The 21,245-nt window shown below is 40.9% G+C and carries 17 protein-coding genes and 1 pseudogene; 5 read left to right on the top strand and 13 right to left on the bottom strand.

The features are described from left to right. Positions 1–7 precede the first annotated feature (7 nt). Positions 8–2,026 carry a DNA helicase Rep gene (gene rep / locus QMA12_RS13335; RefSeq protein ID WP_087532791.1) on the bottom strand — a complete coding sequence of 673 codons (2,019 nt, stop codon included), beginning with the start codon at positions 2,024–2,026 and terminating at the stop codon, positions 8–10. Positions 2,027–2,140: 114 nt separating this feature from the next. Here rep and QMA12_RS13330 point away from each other — a divergent pair, with 114 nt between their 5' ends. From QMA12_RS13330 to map, 3 genes are all read left to right on the top strand, one after another. Continuing rightward, positions 2,141–2,401, top strand: coding sequence for an accessory factor UbiK family protein (locus tag QMA12_RS13330; protein ID WP_087532679.1), 261 nt, complete (start codon positions 2,141–2,143; stop codon positions 2,399–2,401). Between the two features lie 136 nt (positions 2,402–2,537). Further along, the gene (locus QMA12_RS13325) at positions 2,538–2,744 is read left to right on the top strand and encodes a ParD-like family protein (protein ID WP_087532680.1); all 207 of its coding nucleotides are present in this window, start codon (positions 2,538–2,540) and stop codon (positions 2,742–2,744) included. Next, positions 2,737–3,510 carry a type I methionyl aminopeptidase gene (map, locus tag QMA12_RS13320; RefSeq protein WP_290209405.1) on the top strand — a complete coding sequence of 258 codons (774 nt, stop codon included), beginning with the start codon at positions 2,737–2,739 and terminating at the stop codon, positions 3,508–3,510. Before QMA12_RS13325 ends, map begins: the two co-directional genes overlap by 8 nt. Before the next feature lie 19 nt (positions 3,511–3,529). Here map and can read toward each other — a convergent pair whose 3' ends face one another. From can to ilvG, 7 genes are all read right to left on the bottom strand, one after another. Continuing rightward, the gene (gene can / locus QMA12_RS13315) at positions 3,530–4,186 is read right to left on the bottom strand and encodes a carbonate dehydratase (protein WP_087532682.1); all 657 of its coding nucleotides are present in this window, start codon (positions 4,184–4,186) and stop codon (positions 3,530–3,532) included. A 16-nt stretch (positions 4,187–4,202) separates the two neighbouring features. After that, positions 4,203–5,381, bottom strand: a complete 1,179-nt coding sequence (locus QMA12_RS13310) for a methyltransferase (protein WP_290209404.1) — start codon at positions 5,379–5,381, stop codon at positions 4,203–4,205. 32 nt (positions 5,382–5,413) lie between these two features. Continuing rightward, a complete protein-coding gene (locus QMA12_RS13305) occupies positions 5,414–6,457 on the bottom strand; it encodes an ABC transporter substrate-binding protein (protein WP_290209403.1) in 1,044 nt (347 codons plus the stop codon). Between the two features lie 88 nt (positions 6,458–6,545). After that, positions 6,546–8,096, bottom strand: a complete 1,551-nt coding sequence (gene ilvA, locus QMA12_RS13300; protein ID WP_290209402.1) for a threonine ammonia-lyase, biosynthetic — start codon at positions 8,094–8,096, stop codon at positions 6,546–6,548. Positions 8,097–8,098: 2 nt separating this feature from the next. After that, positions 8,099–9,955, bottom strand: a complete 1,857-nt coding sequence (ilvD, locus tag QMA12_RS13295; protein WP_290209401.1) for a dihydroxy-acid dehydratase — start codon at positions 9,953–9,955, stop codon at positions 8,099–8,101. Between the two features lie 103 nt (positions 9,956–10,058). After that, complete coding sequence (gene ilvM, locus QMA12_RS13290) at positions 10,059–10,304, bottom strand: acetolactate synthase 2 small subunit (protein WP_087532686.1); 246 nt, start codon at positions 10,302–10,304, stop codon at positions 10,059–10,061. After that, positions 10,301–11,950, bottom strand: a complete 1,650-nt coding sequence (ilvG, locus tag QMA12_RS13285; protein WP_290209400.1) for an acetolactate synthase 2 catalytic subunit — start codon at positions 11,948–11,950, stop codon at positions 10,301–10,303. Before ilvG ends, ilvM begins: the two co-directional genes overlap by 4 nt. 594 nt (positions 11,951–12,544) lie before the next feature. On the opposite strand from ilvG, the gene QMA12_RS13280 reads away from it, so the two are divergent. Then, the gene (locus tag QMA12_RS13280; RefSeq protein ID WP_290209398.1) at positions 12,545–13,423 is read left to right on the top strand and encodes a TraB/GumN family protein; all 879 of its coding nucleotides are present in this window, start codon (positions 12,545–12,547) and stop codon (positions 13,421–13,423) included. A gap of 260 nt (positions 13,424–13,683) precedes the next feature. Here the strand turns inward: QMA12_RS13280 and QMA12_RS13275 are convergent, their stop codons facing one another. The 3 genes and pseudogenes from QMA12_RS13275 to modF all read right to left on the bottom strand — a co-directional run bounded on the left by QMA12_RS13275 (position 13,684) and on the right by modF (position 16,283). Next, positions 13,684–13,944, bottom strand: coding sequence for a hypothetical protein (locus tag QMA12_RS13275; protein WP_290209397.1), 261 nt, complete (start codon positions 13,942–13,944; stop codon positions 13,684–13,686). Between the two features lie 510 nt (positions 13,945–14,454). Continuing rightward, a pseudogene (locus QMA12_RS13270) lies at positions 14,455–14,550 on the bottom strand (type II toxin-antitoxin system RelE/ParE family toxin); the annotation flags it as partial. 287 nt (positions 14,551–14,837) lie between these two features. After that, positions 14,838–16,283, bottom strand: a complete 1,446-nt coding sequence (modF, locus tag QMA12_RS13265) for a molybdate ABC transporter ATP-binding protein ModF (RefSeq protein WP_290209396.1) — start codon at positions 16,281–16,283, stop codon at positions 14,838–14,840. A gap of 155 nt (positions 16,284–16,438) precedes the next feature. On the opposite strand from modF, the gene QMA12_RS13260 reads away from it, so the two are divergent. Next, positions 16,439–17,056 (top strand): hypothetical protein, encoded by a 618-nt coding sequence (locus tag QMA12_RS13260; protein ID WP_290209395.1) that lies wholly within the window; start codon positions 16,439–16,441, stop codon positions 17,054–17,056. A gap of 23 nt (positions 17,057–17,079) precedes the next feature. Here QMA12_RS13260 and QMA12_RS13255 read toward each other — a convergent pair whose 3' ends face one another. Further along, positions 17,080–18,801, bottom strand: coding sequence for a response regulator (locus tag QMA12_RS13255; RefSeq protein WP_087532693.1), 1,722 nt, complete (start codon positions 18,799–18,801; stop codon positions 17,080–17,082). Between the two features lie 113 nt (positions 18,802–18,914). Continuing rightward, positions 18,915–21,245 carry a fatty acid cis/trans isomerase gene (locus tag QMA12_RS13250; protein ID WP_290209394.1) on the bottom strand — a complete coding sequence of 777 codons (2,331 nt, stop codon included), beginning with the start codon at positions 21,243–21,245 and terminating at the stop codon, positions 18,915–18,917.

Raw genomic sequence — 21,245 nt, 5'->3', positions numbered from 1 at the left:
AATCTGCTTAGTTAGGCTTTTTCAACATAGCACGCAGGTTTGCAACGCGTGCTTGACCCTTTTCCATTCGCTCTGCTTGAGTATTAGGCGCCTTTTTATTCTCAAACGCTAAATCATCTTGTGGCAACTCTTGCACAAAGCGACTCAACTCCGTTTGTGACGTTTCACCAAATTGACGGCGGATTTTCGCATAAGTCATGGTCAGTTCTTGTTGTGCACGGGTTATCCCCACATACGCTAAGCGACGCTCTTCATCGACATTTTCTTCATCAATACTGACTTGGTGCGGCAGTAACCCCTCTTCCATTCCCACCATAAACACGTACGGATATTCCAACCCTTTTGAAGCATGAAGTGTTAGCAATTGTACCGCATCGCTTTCATCTTCTTCTTCATTACGTTCAAGCATATCGCGCAGCGTTAGTTTGCTTACCACTTCGGCCAGTGTCATAGGTGGATTATCTGCATCCCCCGTTAACATATCGGTGATCCAACGGTATAACTCTGACACATTTTTCATCCGCATTTCTGCAGCTTTGGCACTTGGTGATGACTCGTATAAATAAGCTTCGTAGTTAATTTGTCTGATCAAGTCTTTTACCGCTTCGAGCGTATCGCCCCGTACAGCGTTATCAGACAACTCAACCACCCAGCGGGCAAATCCGGCTAACGAATTTAAGCCACGCCCTTTCAATCGATAACTAAGATCGTTATCAAAACAGGTAGCAAATAAACTCGCGTGTTTTTCATTCGCTAATGTCCCCAGCTTTTCAAGCGTGACTGTGCCAATTTCGCGACGCGGCGTATTCACAATACGTAGAAATGCATTATCGTCATCTTGGTTCACGAGCAAGCGTAGATACGCCATGATATCTTTAATTTCAGAACGAGAGAAAAACGACATTCCACCACTAATTTTATACGGAATGCGGTTGCTCATTAATGATTTTTCAAACCCACGGGCTTGGTGGTTCCCTCGATACAAAATAGCGTAGTCTTTATAGCTGGTGCGCTTCATAAACTTATGCGAAATAATTTCAGCTACCACTCGCTCAGATTCATGCTCTTCATCACGACAGCCAATTACTTTTATTGGCTCACCATAACCCAGCTCACTAAATAGTTTTTTATCAAACTCATGAGGGTTATTAGCAATCAAAATATTCGCGGCTTTAAGAATTCGCCCTGCACTACGATAGTTTTGTTCAAGCTTAATAAGCCTAAGCCCTGGGAAGTCTTTACTTAACAATACAAGGTTTTGAGGGCGTGCACCGCGCCATGAATAAATCGATTGATCGTCATCACCTACCACAGTAAAGCGGGCACGCTCACCCACTAGCAACTTAACCAGTTGATATTGGCTGGTATTGGTATCTTGATACTCATCCACCAGCAAATAGCGAAAACGTTGCTGCCAGCGCTCTCGAGATGTGGCATTAGTGCTTAATAACAATGTTGGGATCATGATCAGATCGTCAAAGTCTAATGCATTATAAGCACGCAATTGCGTTTGATAGCGCGCATAAAGCTGGGCAAACAATGCTTTTTGCGGTTCGCGAGCTTCGCGAATAGCTTGCTCTGGTAAAATGAGTTCATTCTTCCAGCTGCCGATTTGCATCTTCAATAAGTTAAGTAAATCTTTATCTTTTTTCAGTTCGTCTTCGGTTAAGTCACCGAGTAATTGATTGGTGTCTTGATCGTCAAATAATGAAAAACCCGGTTTAAACCCTAACGTTTTTAACTCTTTTTTAATGATCTCAAGGCCCAAGGTATGAAAGGTAGACACCCATAGTCCTTTTGATTCTTGCTTGCCGAGCGTTTGCATCACCCGTTCGCGCATTTCTTTAGCTGCTTTATTGGTAAAAGTAACTGCGGCGATATTGCGCGCTTGATACTCACACTTTTGCACCAAGTAAGCGATTTTATTAGTGATTACTCGCGTTTTACCAGAGCCCGCCCCTGCCAACACTAGGCATGCACCACTAATATATTTTACCGCTTCATCTTGTTTAGGATTGAGTTTCATAACGACCAAAGAGATTACATTAAAGACGGGCAATTTTAGCGTAATCACTACAATACGCCTAGCCAATAAGGTAAGATTAGTTATTATCATTTTACGCGACACCGAGGGATAGACATGATCAACCCAGCAAAAATTGAAGAAATCGCCAAGCAAATCTCAAGCAATATGCCACAAGGTGTAAAAAACCTCGCGGATACTTTTGAAGTAAAAACCAAGCAGGCTATTCAAAATAAACTAGCTGAAATGGACTTTGTCAGCCGTGAAGAGTTTGATGTACAAAGCCAAGTGCTTATCCGTACGCGTGAAAAGTTAACCGATCTTGAAGCGAAAGTTGCCTTATTAGAGCAGCAATTAGCTAATAAAGATGACGCTTAATTAACTTATCAAGCTCACTTTAAAGGCAGCATTCGCTGCCTTTTTTAATACCTGTAAAAAACTTATACTTGATATATAGGCAAAATAATATACGCTATATATACAAAGCATATATACATTACATATTGGCAGATTTATGGGCATTGTAAAAATTAGCGACGAACTGCACGAAGAAATTCGTAAAGCCAGCAGCACTATGGTTCGTTCAATCAATTCACAATCTGAATTCTGGATAAAAATAGGCATGCTTGCTGAGCTTAACCCCACTATGACTTACGCTGAAATTTTAAAACAACAATTGGCGCAAGCTGATGTCACTACGAAGGAATTTCAACATGAGTGATATCGTCATCAAAACCCCCGAACAAATTGCTTTAATGCGTGAATCTGGCCGTTTACTTGCTCAAGTGTTTACCTATTTAGATGAGTATGTACAAGTCGGTATTACCACTATGCAAATTAATGATTTAGTTGAGCGCTATATTATTGATGAGCTTACTGCGCGTCCTGCAAGTAAGGGACAATACGATTACCCATATGTATTAAACAGCTCTGTTAACGAGGTTGTTTGTCATGGCTTCCCCGATACTAAACGCGTTTTAAAGTCAGGTGACATTGTTAATATTGATATCACCCTGGAGAAAAATGGTTATATTGCTGACTCAAGTAAAATGTACATGCTTGGCGATGTCTCACCATTGGCTAAGCGTTTGGTTGATAAAACCTACCAAGCCATGTGGCAAGGCATCAAGCTCGTAAAACCGGGAGTGAGGTTAGGCGATATTGGCAACGCCATAGCAAACTTTGCTCATGGTAATGGTTATAGCGTAGTTAAAGAGTACTGCGGACATGGCATTGGTGAACAAATGCATGAAGAGCCACAAGTACTCCATTATGGTAAACGCAATACAGGGGTAGAACTCAAAGAAGGAATGACGTTCACCATCGAGCCGATGATCAATCAAGGTGCAGCAAAGGTAAAAACCAAGCCTGATGGATGGACGGTAGTTACGCGTGACAAAAAACTATCGGCACAGTGGGAGCACACTATTGCTGTGACTGCTGATGGTTATGAAGTACTCACTTTACGCGCAGAAGAAAGCGCGTAAAGTCATAGCTAAAATAGCCTTATTTAATATTGCGCTCAAACACTCTTTTCGCTGCGCTTTTATAAGTATCAGCCACTTCATCGGCACAGGTCACTACTGATTCAAGATCGGTTAAGTGGCCGTTTGCTAAACCATATACCCAACCATGAATGGTGAGTTCTTGGCCACGCTGCCATGCTTCTTGAACTATGTTGGTGCGACAAACATTACGTACTTGTTCAATAACATTGAGCTCAATTAAACAGTTTAAGTGCTCTTGCTCTGGCATTTCGCTTATATTGGTAATGTATTTTTCTTTTACATCGCCAACATGACGTAGCCAATTATCAATCAAACCAAACTTAGCATCATTAAGCACCGCCTGAACGCCACCACAACCATAGTGACCTACCACCATAATGTGCTTCACTTTTAACACTTCAACGGCGTACTGCATTACTGAAAGGCAGTTATGATCGGTATGTACAACAACATTAGCTACATTACGGTGGACAAATAACTCTCCTGGCATTAAATCTACAATTTCGTTCGCTGGAACGCGTGAATCTGAGCAACCGATCCATAAGTATTCTGGGTTTTGCTGCATTGATAAAATTTTAAAAAATTCAGGATCATCTTTGCAAGTGCGTTCTGCCCAGCGTTTATTATTTTCGAATAAATTCTTTAACTTTCTCATTGCATCTCTTATCTATTTATAAAGGTAAATTTGCTTGGATCAAGATATTGCGAGGCGTTAATTGCTTTTCACAAAATGTTTTCACAGTGACTTGATAACCTTGTTGTTGCAAATATAAAGCACGATCGAGCACAAGCCAAACTTCTATTGCTCTTCTGAACACATGTCGAACCAGTTCAATACGCTCTGTGACCTTTTTGCGCATTTTCCCCTTTAATAAAAAATAATCATAATCAACATCTTGCGGTATTTCTAATGACTTTTTTTCAGCTGCCCATGCACAAAAATCTTTAAATGAACCTGAGAACATAGCCTTGTTTACAGACGGTACACTGACATAGTTAGTAGAGCCGGTAATTGCTTTGCGCATCGCATCAAAACCAAGCCGCCACTCAACTTCAGTTTTACGCACTTTTGCCACTCTTGAAGGTGCGGTGACGGTTTCTTGTAAAGCTAGTTTTAAGTCTCGATGACGCAACATTAATTCACTTTGCTTTGCAGGCTCACTCATCGCTAGATAAGCATCTTCCGTAAAAAGGTGATAACAACACGGGGACAAGCTGATCTGTTGAGTTTTCGCAAAGCATGCTTCACGTATAAAGCTTTGATGCAGTGCGCCACAGGCATGTAAAGCAACCGCATGTTGTTGCTCTCTAAAGTGGTTTGATACGTCATCTTTTAACACATCAGCCTGGCTAAAGTGCATCGCAAGCCCCTGCTGCTGCGCACTATGCTGACCTTGATCACATAAATGTTGTTGTAGCTCGATACTGTGTACATTCGGCGCTTGATTAAATGCCAGCATCCGCCCTAAGTGACCTTTACCTGCGCACCATTCAAGTACAGGCTTGGTTTGCACACCCAAAGCCGCAACAAAATCTTGGAGCTGCTCAAACTTGCGCCCTTTAATACCATTGCTGATCCAAAAAGGATAATCTGTGCGCATAATTTGCGCTGTTGATATCGCACACAAATCAGCAAGCTTTTCTAATTCATTAATTGATGGACTAAAAAAGGTATAAAGTGCATCTTGATCACTATCCAGCTCAGCAACTTGTTGATCGGTTAATGCTTCAAGAATCGGCGCAAGCTCTGGCCAAGGAAGTTCATCGTAATCAAATGCGGTGCATTGCCAAAATTGGCGAGTCGATAATAAGAGAGTATCTAGGGCTGTAAACTGCTCAGCAAGGGTCATAAAATTTTTAACGATGAAAAGTATTTGCCTTATTATACGCTTTTTTTCAGCATCAAGCGTAGGTATAGCGGGATAGATAACACACTAATAATAATGGCCGCTATCAACATCCACGAGAGCCGTAGTTTTTTAGGTTTCTCATATTGGTAAATAAAGCCATTTTTCACTTCATCAAAACGATCCTGCTCTATATTGTATAAATCAGCTATTAATCGCCATTTAGCCATCGACATAGCCCCTAATTTAGAACCGGGCGGAGAGATATAATCAATTAACACTTCGGCTTCGTAGCTGAGCTCTTGATAGCTTTTATCGTTCGCATAATACTGTGCGGTAACCGCAATTGATTCATCTAAGTTCATCATTGCGTAACGCCAGCCTTTTAAGCTTGCTTGATAAAAGTTTTCAACCGTTTTAGGGTTCTGCACTAGCATGCTTTGTGTGGTGTAGAGAATATCGCTATAAACGTTAATGCCGTACCTTTGCGGGCAAATTAAACGATGCTCAACCCCTTGTTGCCTCATAATAAAAGGCTCATTAGTAATATAAACCTGCATCGCATCTAATTGACCATTCAGCCATTGATCTGCTTTTCCATTGCTTAAATAAGCTGGCAATAACAGGGGATCAACGCCACTACGTTCAAGCATGACCAATAACTCTGCATTTTCTTTACGGCTAATAGAACTAATACGTTTATTGAAAAAGTCTCGAGGATGAAAAATATCGGAGCTTTTTTTTACCATCCAACAATAAGGAGAGAATTGCAAAATAGCAGCCATTGCCACCAAGGGCTGACCATCAATACGATGTTGTAAAATACCCGAGTGGCCCACGCCAAAGTTTGCTTGGCCCGCGAGTACTTTACTAAAGGTGTCTGGCTCACTTACATCAGCGGCTGTTATCGTTACATTGAGCCCAACATCTTTATAAAAGCCTTTTTGTTGGGCCATATAATAGCCAGCAAACTGAAACTGATGCGACCATTTTAGCTGTAAAGTCACGTTTTTCGTCTCAGCTAAAGCACCAATACAATACGATAAAACGATTGCTGCGATAAATCCTTTAAGTAGCAATAGATACACCTATGGGCAAATAAGTCATTACTACTAACTATAGGTAAAATTGTTAATAAGGCAATTTTACCTATATATGCTAATAATATTAGTTATTAGCAGCCTGAGGCGCATTTATCGGCGGTTGCGTTGTCAAAAACTGAGTAAAGCATGGGTTGTTTGTTTCATCTTGAACGCTATACCCTAAGCGATTTAGATGCTCATTAAACACCTCAAACTGACTCGGCTCTATCGCAAAGCCTGCAAGTACATTGCCCATTGAGCCACCATGGTTGCGGTAATGAAATAAAGTAATATTCCAGTTGCTGCCCAAGGTATCTAAAAAGCGTGCTAGCGCGCCGGGATACTCTGGAAACTCAAAGCGTAATAACCGCTCTTGCATTTGCTCTGGCGCTTTACCGCCCACCATATAACGTACGTGTAATTTAGCCAGCTCATTATCTGATAAATCACAAAATTGATAACCGTTCGAGGTTAAATCGCTTTTCAGTTCATCAAGCTCTTGTTGACCTTGACGCAGGGCAATGCCAACAAAAATTTGTGCTTCGCCAGGACCTGCATAACGGTAGTTAAACTCAGTAATTGCTCTGCCACCTAAAGATGAACAAAACTGCTTAAAGCTGCCTTTTTCTTCATTAATGGTTACCGCAAATAAAGCTTCGTTTTTCTCACCCAATGCGGTGCGCTCAGCAACATAGCGCAGGCGGTCAAAGTTTAAGTTAGCGCCAGACAAAATAGCGGCTAAATGCAACCCTTTAAGGCCACTTTGCTGGCTCCACTTTTTAAGCCCGGCAGTAGCAAGAGCGCCAGAAGGCTCTGCAATAGCACGGGTTGAAACAAAGATATCCTGCATTGCTGCGCATATTTCATCGCCAGATACCGTAACCACTTCATCACAAAACTTTTGTGCTAAACGAAAGGTTTCACTGCCGATAATTTTAACCGCAACACCATCAGCAAAACTACCAACGCGATCAAGCTCTACAGGCTTTCCTGCTTCAAGAGCAGCCTGTAAACAAGCGCTTTCGTCAGCCTCAACACCAATTACTTTAATATCTGGACGCAACGATTTGATATACACCGCCATTCCTGCAAGTAATCCACCGCCCCCCACAGGAATAAACACTGCATCAAGTTGATTAAGCTGCTGCATTAGTTCACGCGCGACAGTGCCTTGACCCACAATTACATCGGGGTCATCAAATGGCGGAACAAATACCCCATTACGCTTTTCGGTCAACTCAAGGGCGTAAGCTTTAGCGGCATCAAAGTGGTGACCATGTAACACCACTTCACCACCTAAAGCACGCACTGCATTTACTTTGATTTCAGGCGTAGTGACAGGCATGACAATCGTGGCCTGATGCCCCAAATGCGAAGCACTCAGTGCCACTCCTTGCGCATGATTACCCGCAGAGGCTGTGATCACCACAGACCCTTTAGGTAATTTTGCTAATTTATTATACGCGCCGCGCAGTTTAAACGAATAAACAGGCTGCTGATCTTCGCGCTTTAGCCAAACATGATTGCCGAGACGCTCACTCAAGGTAGGCATTTCGCTTACCTCAGTGACTTTTGCCAGCGGCTCCATATTTGCTTGAATAATAGCGCGAAAATAATCGAGCTCTTGAGAAACCATAATTAGCTAAGCTCCTCCAGTTTGGCTAAATCACGCACCGCACCTTTATCAGCACTGGTTGCTAGTAGCGCATACGCTTTTAACGCTGATGATACATAACGGTCGCGGTCAAGCGGCTTATAGGCTTGTTTACCACGAGCCAATTGTTTTTGTTTACGTGCTTCAAGCTCTTCATCGGTTAATGCTAGAGTGATCTCACGAGTGGCAATATCAATGATAATTTTATCGCCGTTCTCAACATAGGCAATTGCACCACCACTTGCTGCTTCTGGTGATACGTGACCAATTGATAAACCTGAAGTGCCACCAGAAAAACGACCATCTGTGATCAAGGCACACTTTTCAGCAAGGCCTTTAGATTTTAAGTAACTGGTTGGGTAAAGCATTTCTTGCATGCCTGGGCCACCTTTAGGGCCTTCGTAGCGAATAACCACAATATCACCGGCTTTTACTTCGTCATTTAAGATGCCTTCTACTGAATCATCTTGTGACTCATACACCACGGCTGTACCTTCAAAGTGCAGCATTTCATCAACTACGCCAGCACTTTTAACAATACAACCATCAACAGCTAAGTTACCTGAAAGTACGGCTAGCCCGCCATCTTGGCGAAACGCATGTTCAACACTGCGGATACAACCATTTTCGCGGTCGTTATCGCCTTCATCCCAGCGACACGATTGACTCATTGCTTTAGTCGTGCGGATACCTGCAGGCCCTGCACGATAGAATTTTTGAGCGGCTTCGTTATCTGGATCAGTGGCATCCCATTTTTTAACCAGTTCACCCATGGTCATACCGGCAACGTGATTTACTGACAAATCAAATAAGCCTGCTTTACCTAACTCACGTACAATTGCCATCATGCCACCAGCACGGTGTACATCTTCAATATGATACTCAGGTGTTGCTGGTGCTACTTTACATAAGAAAGGCGTTTTGCGAGATAGCTCATCAATATGTGACATATCAAAATCAACACCCGCTTCTTGGGCTGCGGCTAATAAATGCAGTACGGTATTTGACGACCCACCCATTGCGATATCAACGACCATTGAGTTCATAAAAGCAGTTTTATTAGCAATGGCGCGCGGTAATACATCGTGGTTATCTTTTTGATAGTACTCACGGCATAAATCAACAATACGTGCACCAGCTTCAGCATACAGTTGTTTACGATCTTTATGTGTCGCAAGCGTAGTGCCGTTACCAGGCAGTGCAAGGCCAATGGCCTCTAATAAGCAGTTCATTGAATTCGCTGTAAACATGCCCGAGCACGAACCACAGGTTGGGCACGCTGAACGTTCAACTTGTTCTGAGTCAGCATCGCTTACAGAAGTATCAGCACCTTTAACCATGGCATCAACGAGATCGAGTTTAATATCAATATTAGCAAGCTTAGTTTTACCTGCTTCCATTGGGCCACCTGATACAAAAATAACCGGAATATTTAAACGTAATGCCGCAAGCATCATACCAGGGGTGATTTTGTCGCAGTTTGAAATACAGATCATCGCATCGGCACAATGACCATTAACCATATACTCTACTGAATCGGCTATTAAATCACGCGAAGGCAATGAATAAAGCATGCCGCCGTGTCCCATAGCTATGCCATCATCAATGGCGATAGTATTGAATTCTTTTGGTACACCACCGGCTTGAGTGATGGTTTCGGCCATAAGTTCGCTGAGTTGATTAAGATGCACATGCCCTGGTACAAATTGCGTAAATGAGTTCACAACAGCAATAATTGGTTTACCAAAATCGGTATCTATCATACCGGTTGCGCGCCATAATGCACGGGCACCTGCGCGTTTTCGACCTTCTGTTGTTGTTGCACTTCTTAATTTAGCCATAGTTACCTCAGTATTTGCAGCCGCAAGGCTGTTCCTCATTCTTTAATTTTTTTTACTGTTAGAGGGTAAATACCCTCTAACCCTGTTGATTTTTTAATGCAAACTACATTGCTTGCTGTTGCTGTACGCTTTGTAGCATCACCTGCTTTACGTCAACTAATTTAGCCAGTTGTGTTGTTAGTAAGTAGACTGGTTTATCGCTATCGACTGTCATTTCTACTTGATAGTGGCCGTCGTCTAAGTTGATCTGTAAATGGGTTAAATCAAAACCACGATGACGCACAACACGCAAAAAACGCTCAACGGCCACACTCTGGTTTTTTAAAGTCACTGTTAAACTGTGTTTCATTTTGCACTCTCCGTCATCATTTCATCGTTAGCAGCACCTGGTGGTACTAATGGCCATACATTTTCTTTATCATCTATACAGGCGTGTACTATGTACGGACCTGTGCTATTCACTAATGCGGTAATTGCATCATCCACTTGATTTGCATGGGTAATTGTTTGTCCTGGAATGCCAAATACCGCAGCTAACTGCACAAAGTCTGGGTTATCTGATAGGTTCGTTTCACTATAGCGGCCATCAAAAAATAGCTCTTGCCATTGGCGCACCATACCTAAACGTTGGTTATCAAGTATTAATATTTTTACCGGTAAATTATTACGACGAATAGTCGCAAGCTCTTGAATATTCATCATGATTGAACCATCACCAGAAACGGTGATCACAAAATCATCTGGGCGCGCGACTTGCGCACCGATTGCCGCTGGTAAACCAAAGCCCATAGTGCCCGCACCACCACTGCTTAAATGATTACTCGGATGGCTAAACTTCATATGTTGTGCAACCCACATTTGGTGCTGGCCTACATCACAACATACTACGCCAGTTTTAGGCATGCGCTGACTAAGTTGGTTTAGTAAATACGGTGCAAATACTTTTTCACCGGGGTAATCATAACGCCACGCATGTTTAACCATCATCTCTTTAGTGTGCACTAACCATGCTTGTTGCGTTACAAAACACTCAAGTTGCGGCAACGATGTTTTTAAATCTGCAATTAAAGATGCTTTAGCAGGCTTTCGCTTACCTACTTCGGCCACATCAATATCTAAATGAATCACCTTTGCTTTGGCTGCAAACTTACTTAAATTACCAGTTACACGGTCATCGAAGCGAGCACCTATACATACTAGTACATCACACTCTTGTACCGCTAAATTTGCAGCTTGACCACCATGCATACCTAGCATGCCTAAGTCATATTCATAATCGGGTAATACGCTGCCCAATGCTTTTAATGTTGAAACAGCTGGCATTTGCGTTTTTTCTAAAAATTGCATTAACTCATTTTGTGCACCGGCACTTTGTACGCCACCACCAACATACGCTACAGGTCGCTTAGCTTCGCTCAATAACTGGTTTGCAATTGCCACTTGGTTTAGGTCTAACTGCGGTAAATAATCGTCAGCAGCCAGCCAAGGATGAAAAGGCACTTGCGCTAACTGAATGTCTTTTGGAATATCCACAAGCACGGGCCCTGGACGGCCGCTTTGCGCAAGATGCATAGCTTCTTGTAAAATTTCAGCTAAATCCTCTGCCCGCTCAACCATATAACTATGCTTGGTGCATGATAACGACATACCTAACACATCGATTTCTTGAAAAGCATCAGAGCCAATTGCCGCGGTGGGTACTTGCCCAGTGATAGCTAAAAGCGGCACTGAGTCCATCATCGCATCGGCAAGAGCTGTAATTAAGTTAGTTGCCCCAGGGCCCGATGTAGCAAAACACACGCCTAACTTACCCGTACTACGCGCAAATCCTACCGCTGCAAAACCTGCTCCTTGCTCATGACGAGTCAAATAATGCTTCACTGGCGCGCCATACAGGGCGTCGTAAATTGGCATTATGGCACCACCTGGATAACCAAATACTTCATTTACGCCATGCTTGGCTAATAAGTCGATTGTTAGTTCTGCGCCTGTCATTAATAAATCCTCATTCCTCAGTGACATTATGTGCTATTACTTTCTCTAAACCTGAAACTAAAAAACCCCCCGACTGGTTAAGTGCGGAGGGCTTTTATAATGCTTTACAATATTTAAAGCACTAAGTAGCCCCCGCGGTAATAATAATCACCACGACGTTAATAAGGACTAGGTTTAGTGCGTTTGTAAGCATGTAATAAATACCGTAAATTTGTTTAATTAGCGCAGGAGCGTTTTCATCCTCGCTGTCTTTATCTATTAGTACCGCGATGCCCGCCTTAAGTCAACCCTAAAAACAATCTAAAAAAGCTTATAACAATTGAATTTACTGGTTTAAAAATTCAAAATTCAGCTAATTATGAATTGAATTTTCAGATATAACCATTTATTGATAATTCATACCTAGTAATAACCATTTCACGGTTTGATTCATTTTTAGCATAACTTGCATAAACTTTTGATATATTTAAATGACAAAATTTGAAATAAGCTATATCAGAAACAAAAAGCAGTTTGCAATAAAATAACAACTACTCGCTTAATTAAGGTACTTAGGTATATGATTGCAGTAGCAACTCAGCAATAAGGATAATTATGAACTTCACACAGCGTATCAGTAGCTACTTTATTTTAGCTATTTTACTCACACTTAGCTTTGCCAGCCATGCGGAACCCGGCCTTTGGCAACTTGAAAAAAACGGTGTGAAATCGTATTTATTTGGCACTGTACATGTTGGCGATAGCAGTATGAAAGGTTTACCGAGTAAAGTAACCAAAGCGATTGATGCAACAGATAAAGTGATTGTCGAGGTCGATATCAGCGCAATTAGTCCAATGGAAATGCAGCGCCGCTCAATGCCATTTATGATGCTAAAAAATGGTAAAACCTTAAAAAGCGAGTTATCCGAACAAAACTACAGCAAGCTAAAAAAGTACTTTAGTAACAAATCAATCGATATAGCGATGTTTGACAACCTTGCACCGTGGGCTGTGATGGTCACCATGATGCAAATGGAGTTTCAAAATGCAGGTTTTTCAGATCAAACAGGCATTGATAAGCAAGTACTTGCTTACGCTAAAACTAAAAACAAGCAAATTGGTGAGCTTGAAACATTAGAGTATCAAATGGAAATGTTTAACCATATGTCACTGCTAAGCAATGAAATGATCGAAGAAACCTTTGAGCAACTCGCCGATGTTGAAACCTATTTTATTACGCTTGTAGATGCATGGAAAAATGGTGATATGGACACTTTAACCAAGTATTACAACGAAAGCTTTGATGACAGTAACTACGGCGAAATCAGCGAACAAGTTATGCTGATAGAACGTAACAACAACTGGGTAGAAGAACTCACTCCACGCCTAGCTAAAGAGCAGTTATTTATTGCCGTAGGTGCCCTGCACTTACCTGAGCAACACGGTTTGTTAAAACAGTTTAAAGAGCAAGGTATAACCGTTACCCGCTTATAAATCCTCCCTCTAGTGTAGGTCGTCAGTTTGGCTTTTTGAGATTAACGCGCTAAAGCACGACCTACTTATATGCAACACTAATGAGCAAAATAAACACTTAGGTAGCTTATTAACTAAAGCGTTTATGTAATTTCCAATAGTGGTTTGCCAGATAACTGTAAAGCGGAAACAGTCAGTCAATAACATGATGTCTAAAACTTGTGGCCTCAGAAGGTGATAAAAGGGCCATCTTTTTAACTGACAGCCCGGTGCTAATACTATTACCTATCACTTCTACTGATTAGTTCATAACCTTGGGCTTCATACTCATTAATACATTTTTGATACTTATTTTGAAGTTTGATTTCATCAAAAAAACCAAGTGAGTAAGCGTCACACTTAACTTTCATTTTATCTGGATTTTCTAGCACAGCAACTAACTTCAGTTCCGCAAATCCAAATTTATATGCTAATTCTGAAAATTGTGTATAGAGCAAGAGTGATAAAGCAATTAAAAGTGTAGCAGTAAGTGATTTATTCATTTTTTTATCCTGTTAAATGATTTGATTGATTTTAAAGTAGCAAAAATTGAACCACTTCTCTTCACCTTATAAAATAAGGCCTATGGAGCACTAACCAAACCAAGCAATAGGATATTAACCAAAATTTAGTTGATCTAGCCAATTTTTAGCACTTCTATGGGCTGAGAGGTTATTTAAGCATGCCAGCTCTTGCTCATTCATTACTCTTGGTACCAAAAAATTTAAGTAAATTATTCACAAAGAGATTAAGAGGCGCTGCGCTTTAGAGGGTAAAACCATGCAGCACTTGTTTCGTATACATAAAATAAATTGCAAGGTGAGCGTGTAGAGCTGGAGAGGCTACATACCTCCGGCTACCTGATTATATTTTTATGCCATCGCAAAGTTTACTGCGTGAACATTACTCAATGTTAATTTGTTGTTTAGCCAAATAACGACAACTTAAGCCGGAAGGCTCTAGATATACGTCAATGATAAACTCTCCAAGATGCGGCGGATTATACATAGTCATTAGTGATAGTCCTCATAGTTGAGAATATATGTACTACCATCAATAAATTCAAAAGTAATGCGCCAGTTACCATGTACAGTAATAGACCAAATCCCATCACTCATCAATGAAATATAAGCGGAGCAGACACATCATTGATTTGCAAAATACCAATGAACGGTTTAAAAGCTTGGGTAACTAAACTCAAGCATTTATGTAATCTAAAAAGAGTGGATTTAATAGGTTGCCCCCCCATTTCGTAACTTGGGGGTAGCAGTCAACACAGCTTTGGTTTTAAATATTCACTGTTGGGTTTCGTTGCTCTCAACCACAACCCACGGTGGTAAATTTAACGCCGAGTTGCTCTGGCTTTTCCTAGCACCTAGCCCCTAGAACCTTTTCTTTACCTAAAATCTTCCATTTTTAAATAATGCTCTATACCCGCTATTTTGTCGTTGGCGTGGTGATTTACATAAATAACCGTACTGCTTTGTGCGGCGCATATTTTTTCAATCAGCAGTAGTACGCGCTGCCGATTTGCTTCATCCAGCCCTAAACAGGGTTCGTCAAGAATAAGTAAAGTTGGGTGCTTAACCATAGCTCTGGCAATCAGCAACATGCGCTGGTCACCAAACGATAGTTGTGTGAACGCAGTGTTTTTGTAATCAGTTAAGCCCAGTAACTCCAGCCACCGTTGTGCGGTGTTAATTTCGCTGTCGCTAGCTTTTTGGTAAAGCCCGATACTGTCATAAAAGCCCGATACGATAGTGTTTAAAGCAGACACTCCAACTCGGTAGTCCATATGTAACGCATTTGAAATATAGCCGATATGCTGTTTGATCTGCCAAATACTTTCGCCACTACCACGCTTAAAACCAAATACTTCAATATCATTGCTGTAGCACTGCGGGTTATCGCCAGTGATCAAGTTAAGTAAACAGGTTTTTCCTGAGCCATTTTGACCACTTAGCTGCCAATGTTGCTTGGCTTCGATTGTCCAATCCAAGTTACTAAACACAGTTTTATTCGCATAGCTTACTTTTGCTTGGCACAGCTTTACGAGTACGTCACCTGTGAAAATCGGCGGACTGTTTGCAGGGTCTTTTTCAGGGATGGTTAAGTCTGTATGCTGTAAATGCAGCAGTTTAAATAAGTCATCTCGCTGCGTATCGTTTGGCTGAGCTAATTGTTGCTGTAATTGACCATCAACCACGTAGCCATAATGGCTGATAAAATCTGGGGTTTCGTCCAAGCGGTTGAGTACAAATACCATGGTTATACTGCGACTAAGTTGCGCTAAAATATCATTAAGCGCCGCAGTACTGGCAGTATCTAAGCCATCAAAGGGTTCATCAAGCACTATAAACTCTGGGCGATTACTCAATGCTTTGATCAACATAAGTTTGCGTGTTTCACCGGTTGATAAAGCTCGCAAGCGCTGGGTTAGTAATGAAGAAAATGAAAAGATATCGATTAACTGCCGACATAATTCATTATCAAAAAAGACGCTATCTGCATTTTCATAAATGATATCTTTTACAAGCCTAGCTGCAATTAAGCCATCGGTTATGTCATCTTGATTTTGCTGTAACTCAGCGTTAATTAGCTGCTTTTGCATATCTGATGAAACCAACTCCATACGCTCAAATGTACACTGTCTATCACCCGTTATCAGTTGCGCATAACCGAGTAAAGCAGCTGTAATGGCAGACTTCCCCGCGCCGTTACCACCAATTAACAACCAATGCTGACCGCTTTGTACTTGCCAGTTTAAATTATTAAGTTGGTAACTATTTTGCCCTGCACCTTGTAGTTTAGCAGTTACTGTTTGTAGTTGTATAAATGCCACCAGCAGCCCTCTTTATCTTTGTATAAACTGAAAATACCCGACAAATTATTACTTGGCTAGCTTTTACCACTGATAAAATTATTTGTTTTGTTTTAAACCTTTTATGACCCCCCTTGCGACTAATTAATAAATACATTCAAACAACAGGCCACGTTATGAAAAAGATTTTATTGTTAACTGCATTTACAGTATTTATGAGTGCTACTGTAAACGCTAAGGTTGAGCACGAAATTAAACGCAACTTTACAGTCGATACTCAGCAAACACTTGATATTAGCTTTCCGGTAGGCAGCCTTGAAATTAATACCCATGATGGCAATGAAATAAAAATATCTATTGAGCTCGAAGATAAAAACAACGGTTGGTTTGATAATACAGATAACCTTGATGAGCTAACCCTTGATAGCAAACAAACAGCAAGTGAACTCACATTAAGCTTGGATAACGACGACGTGCAACAAAACTGGTTAGTGAGTGTTCCACGTAGTTTAGCGGTTAATGTAGACTTAGGTGTTGGTGATATTGAAATTAATGATTTTACTAACAGTGCAGACATTAAAGTGGGCGTGGGCGCCGTTCGTATTGATAGCCAAAGTGACGATTACAAATACATTAACCTTGATAGTGGTGTTGGTGATACTCGTATTTCTGGCTTAACAGGTGATGCTAAAACCAGCCGTAAAATGGTCAGTTCTGAAAGTGAATACTCTGGTAATGGTACTCACACTATTAAAATTGAAGTCGGTGTCGGCGATATAAAAGTAAAACACTAACTTTTGTAATACCCAATCCTTGGTTAGCCCTTATTTAGTACATCTATAAGGGCTTTTTTAATGGTGTCATTGTTGATTGGTTTATAAACATGCCCATCGGCTCCCAGCTGATAAGCCTTTTCCAAATCAGCTTGTGAGGTATTCGCCGTAACAACAATAATGGGGGTTGCTAAACTTAGCTCCTGACGAATAATATCTATCGCTCGAAAGCCGTCCATAACAGGCATATTCAAGTCCATAAAAATTACATCATAATTACTATCTGCAACTTTACCCGTTGCAATTAGACCATTCTCGGCCAGATCCGAGGTATAATTAATGGCTTTTAAAATGCCATTTAAAATCATCGCATTTAATGGATTGTCTTCAACTATTAGGCAATGCAATTTATGCGGTAATTGGCTAGTCTCCCCCTGCTCCTGAGTGATACAAACAGGCAACACAATACTCACCAAAGCGCCCGTAGGCTCTTTATCTATAAACTCAATATTTGCATTTTGCGCACGTAATATATGCTGCACTCGCGCTAACCCCATTTGCATTCCTTGGAAATGAGTATCTTGTATTTCTAGCAGTGTTGATAAGTAAGGGTACTGCTTAGAAAAACCAATACCGGTATCACTGACTGTGAGTAACAGTTGCTGATGATTAGGCAGCGATGCTGAAACAACCACTTGACCGACTTTGGTAAATTTAAGCGCATTGTTAAGTAATTCACCCAATACTTGTTGTAAACGGCGATGATCTAATTCAACAGTGCAATTAAGCTCTGCCGATAAGTCCTTAACTAGCTCAATGCTATTTTGCTGATAGCTAAACTGGTAGGAATGAATAACCGCTTCAAGGGTTTCTAATAAATTACTTTTAACAGGAGTCAGTTGCCACTGCCCAGAACTGAGCAATTGAGCTTCATGTAGTTCATCTAAAATATTTAATAAACGGCTTGAGCAATATTGTGCTTGCTGCTTTAGTGTTTGCTGGCTCGTACTAGTTTCTAATTCATTAATTGCATTTATAAGCCCTTGTAATGGGGTTCTAAATTCATGGCTTGCTCTTGCAATAAAACGCTCTTTAGTTTGACTAACTAATTCTGCATGTTGTTTTTGTTGCTGATACTTATCTAAAGTTGTCATGATGTGCTTTTCCATTGGTTGAAAAATAAGTTTCAACTCAATGAATAATAAACATAACGTTACCAGCCAGAACCCAAGTTCAATATATGAAATTAAGGTAACTTTATCTTTTGCTTGTTGCTCGAATAAACTAACGGCCTTGTCTAACTGCTTGAGAAATATCTCAACCTCATCAACCTCAAACTCCTCAGGAATTAAAGATAGATCATTTGATTGCAAAAATAATGCTACTGCGGCATAAAATTGTTCACTTTGCTCAGCAAGCTTACTCTCAGGTGAATAATAATGACTAATAAGCGCATCATCTAAATATAAGTATTCACCTGACTCTGCTTTTTTTATTAAAAAATGATGACCATATTTGAAATCTCTTGCGGCTTGCTGCAGTGACTTTTTATGCTGCAAAGTATTGTGCTGGTGCATTGTGTTTGCATACCACGCAATCTTTTGTGAGAGCATTCGTTGCTTACCCGCCACATTAATTACTTGAGCATCATCTTTTTGAATTGAAATTAAAGATTGCAGAAGTAGCGCTGTCGCACAGCTAAGAATGGCAATAACCAATAAAGCCAAGCGGTATCGCGATCGAATATTAGCAATGACTTGCAACATAGCGCACCCATAAATTAATTTACTTAATTGTAGCTTAGCTATAAAAAAGTGACATTTTCTATCAGGAAAAAATAAACCCCGTGTTTTACGGGGTTTATTTAGAACAGTTACAATTAACGGTTTTCTAAACGGTTATAATCAAATAAGCCGTACTCTATACCACGATATTGCTTTGCAACATTATGTAGTATATCGCTGTATTGCCAAAACTGCGGGTGAGTTCGGCGTATGGCAAATTTGCTCTTCAAGGCTCTGTAATCAGCCTCAACTTGCATTAGCGGTAGCTGCTCTGCAAAGGCTTCAACTTGCTGTTGATTATTTAAATACCAAATAGCCTCTGGGTAATCACCAATAAAACCAGGCACGATAGTGAGCGTGTCTTCATCATAGGCGCGCTGACCTTCTTCATTTAACAAACTTGAAATATTATAATGAGCATTGTGATGAATAAGGGTGTAAGCCTCATGCTCAGAGTCACCGTCTTTAACTAACACATATGAAATTTGTGGTAATAAGTTAATCGCTTTTGCCGGCATGTTGTTAAATTTATGCAACGGCTCAGGCACCTTAGTGTAGTCATAGCGAGGGCTAAGCACAGGTTTCAATGTCTGTTTAATTAAGCCATATAACTCATGTTGTTGATCTTGAGTTTGGTATTCAATACCGGTTGTTTGGCCAAAGCTTTCACCACTTTTGAAAAAGTTAGTTAAGCTCGTTGGTGATTTACGATACCAATTGGCTTTTAACTCCTGGCGCTGCAGCTTAGGCAGTAGGGCTAAAAAGTTTTGTTCGCCTTCGAGCCTTAAAAAATCCATATATAAACGAGTAACGAGTTGGTGGCCAATATTGCCGTACACATCAAACCCTGCAACCAGTAAATAGTGAATACGCTCAAACAATGCGTAATCCAGTATCCACATTGTTTTTGGTTCTTGCCCTATTAAGCCTTTTACAACTGTTGCACTATCAAAATGGCGGAAAATAGTTAATGCAGCATTATCGTTAACGTCTTCACCACGCCATAAAGCGTCGGTAGTTAAATGCTCACCATTTTCAAACATTTCATTGGCTAGCTTAACTTTTGCTTCTAGGTAAGTACTTTGGCGCTTTGAATACTTAACCCAGCTTGAAATAGGCAACGCATTGCTTTCTTCTGCCGCTGGTAGTGCTAGTGCATCTTCGTGCTGCAATAACATTTGCTCCACTTGTGGTGTGGCTGCTTTATCTGGATCTGCAAACGCCACCCAAAAATGATCGTTTATAACATTTAATGCAATCTGACCACGACATACAGGCCCTTTAATAAAGCCCATAATAATCAATTCAGCTTCATCCAGCATAAATTGGTATTTTGACTTGACCGGCATTGCGGCAAAAACTTTAAATGGATTAGATGCTACCTCTGGCTTATAACTTGGCATTTTACTAACCTGATACTCAGGCTGGATAAATTGCGTATATAACCGAGCTAATTTGGTGTCGTTTAATGCCAGTGGTAAATGTGTTTTAGCAAGAATAGTTGAGCGCTCATGCATTAAGCGATAATAAACACGTTCAACTTTAGGGTCGTCATATGGACGACGCGTATTGATTAGTTTTATATCTTCACCGGGAGGTGTACTTGAACGAACGAGTTTAAAGAAACTCTTTTCACCATCTTGAACAAAATAAATATGTGCTAAATACCAATGCTCATAAACATAGCGAGCAGTTAATTGATGCTTTAAGCTATCTTGATTTAAAAAGCTTTCCCAGCGCTGTGCCTGCGCTATAACATTTTTACTGGGTGCTTCAATATGCGCCATCTTGCCGCCATTTTTAAGCCATTTTTCTAAATGTTTAAATTCACTACGAGAAATCCCCGGTAATCCATACGGCATACCTGCATGTGGCTGACTGTCCGCTAAACGGTCAAACTCCCCCATACTGGCACACGTTTGAGACCGATCAAGGGCAAAGTCAAATTCATCACCAAGCACTTCATCTTCAGGTAAAGGTGAGCTCATTTTTAACACTAAGCTATTGTATAAAACACTACCAGCAAGGTTGGCTTCTTCACTTTGAGCACGTTCATTAAGTACCGGCGAAAAGTTTTTTTCACGCCAACCTGCAGTATCTGCTGCATCATAAAGTAAACGGCTAGGGTTAGATGCGAGTAAACGTGTACCATCATAAACTAATTCTTTACTTAGGCCGCGGTCAATTCCCTCTGGAGATGAAAGCTTTAATTGGCAAGGGGCATCATAACAGCCGTGACATACAACACAGCGAGTGTCGAGTACTGGCTGTACGTGCTGTAAAAATTCAGCGCCAGCTCCGGTGTCGTGCTCGACTATTCGTTGCTGTATTTGTTCGGGGCCAAATAATTCATCATAATGCGCTGCGCCTAAGTAAGCACAACCACTTAAAATTATGATAATGCTTAAAATAAGCGATTTTTTCAT

Origin of the sequence: Pseudoalteromonas sp. APC 3893, assembly GCF_030408095.1 — a bacterium.
Classification (GTDB): Bacteria; Pseudomonadota; Gammaproteobacteria; order Enterobacterales; family Alteromonadaceae; genus Pseudoalteromonas.
Note: the sequence above shows the minus strand (reverse complement) of the source record. Positions and strands in the feature narration are given on the sequence as shown.

Bases quoted from the DNA above. Each gene is read 5' to 3' on its own strand.
- QMA12_RS13250 (WP_290209394.1), bottom strand. From the start codon at position 21,245: ATGAAAAAATCGCTTATTTTAAGCATTATCATAATTTTAAGTGGTTGT.
- can (WP_087532682.1), bottom strand. From the start codon at position 4,186: ATGAGAAAGTTAAAGAATTTATTCGAAAATAATAAACGCTGGGCAGAA.
- ilvD (WP_290209401.1), bottom strand. From the start codon at position 9,955: ATGGCTAAATTAAGAAGTGCAACAACAACAGAAGGTCGAAAACGCGCA.
- ilvG (WP_290209400.1), bottom strand. From the start codon at position 11,950: ATGACAGGCGCAGAACTAACAATCGACTTATTAGCCAAGCATGGCGTA.
- QMA12_RS13310 (WP_290209404.1), bottom strand. From the start codon at position 5,381: ATGACCCTTGCTGAGCAGTTTACAGCCCTAGATACTCTCTTATTATCG.
- ilvA (WP_290209402.1), bottom strand. From the start codon at position 8,096: ATGGTTTCTCAAGAGCTCGATTATTTTCGCGCTATTATTCAAGCAAAT.
- QMA12_RS13330 (WP_087532679.1), top strand. From the start codon at position 2,141: ATGATCAACCCAGCAAAAATTGAAGAAATCGCCAAGCAAATCTCAAGC.
- QMA12_RS13260 (WP_290209395.1), top strand. From the start codon at position 16,439: ATGAAAAAGATTTTATTGTTAACTGCATTTACAGTATTTATGAGTGCT.
- map (WP_290209405.1), top strand. From the start codon at position 2,737: ATGAGTGATATCGTCATCAAAACCCCCGAACAAATTGCTTTAATGCGT.
- QMA12_RS13325 (WP_087532680.1), top strand. From the start codon at position 2,538: ATGGGCATTGTAAAAATTAGCGACGAACTGCACGAAGAAATTCGTAAA.
- QMA12_RS13275 (WP_290209397.1), bottom strand. From the start codon at position 13,944: ATGAATAAATCACTTACTGCTACACTTTTAATTGCTTTATCACTCTTG.
- QMA12_RS13280 (WP_290209398.1), top strand. From the start codon at position 12,545: ATGAACTTCACACAGCGTATCAGTAGCTACTTTATTTTAGCTATTTTA.
- ilvM (WP_087532686.1), bottom strand. From the start codon at position 10,304: ATGAAACACAGTTTAACAGTGACTTTAAAAAACCAGAGTGTGGCCGTT.
- QMA12_RS13255 (WP_087532693.1), bottom strand. From the start codon at position 18,801: ATGTTGCAAGTCATTGCTAATATTCGATCGCGATACCGCTTGGCTTTA.
- rep (WP_087532791.1), bottom strand. From the start codon at position 2,026: ATGAAACTCAATCCTAAACAAGATGAAGCGGTAAAATATATTAGTGGT.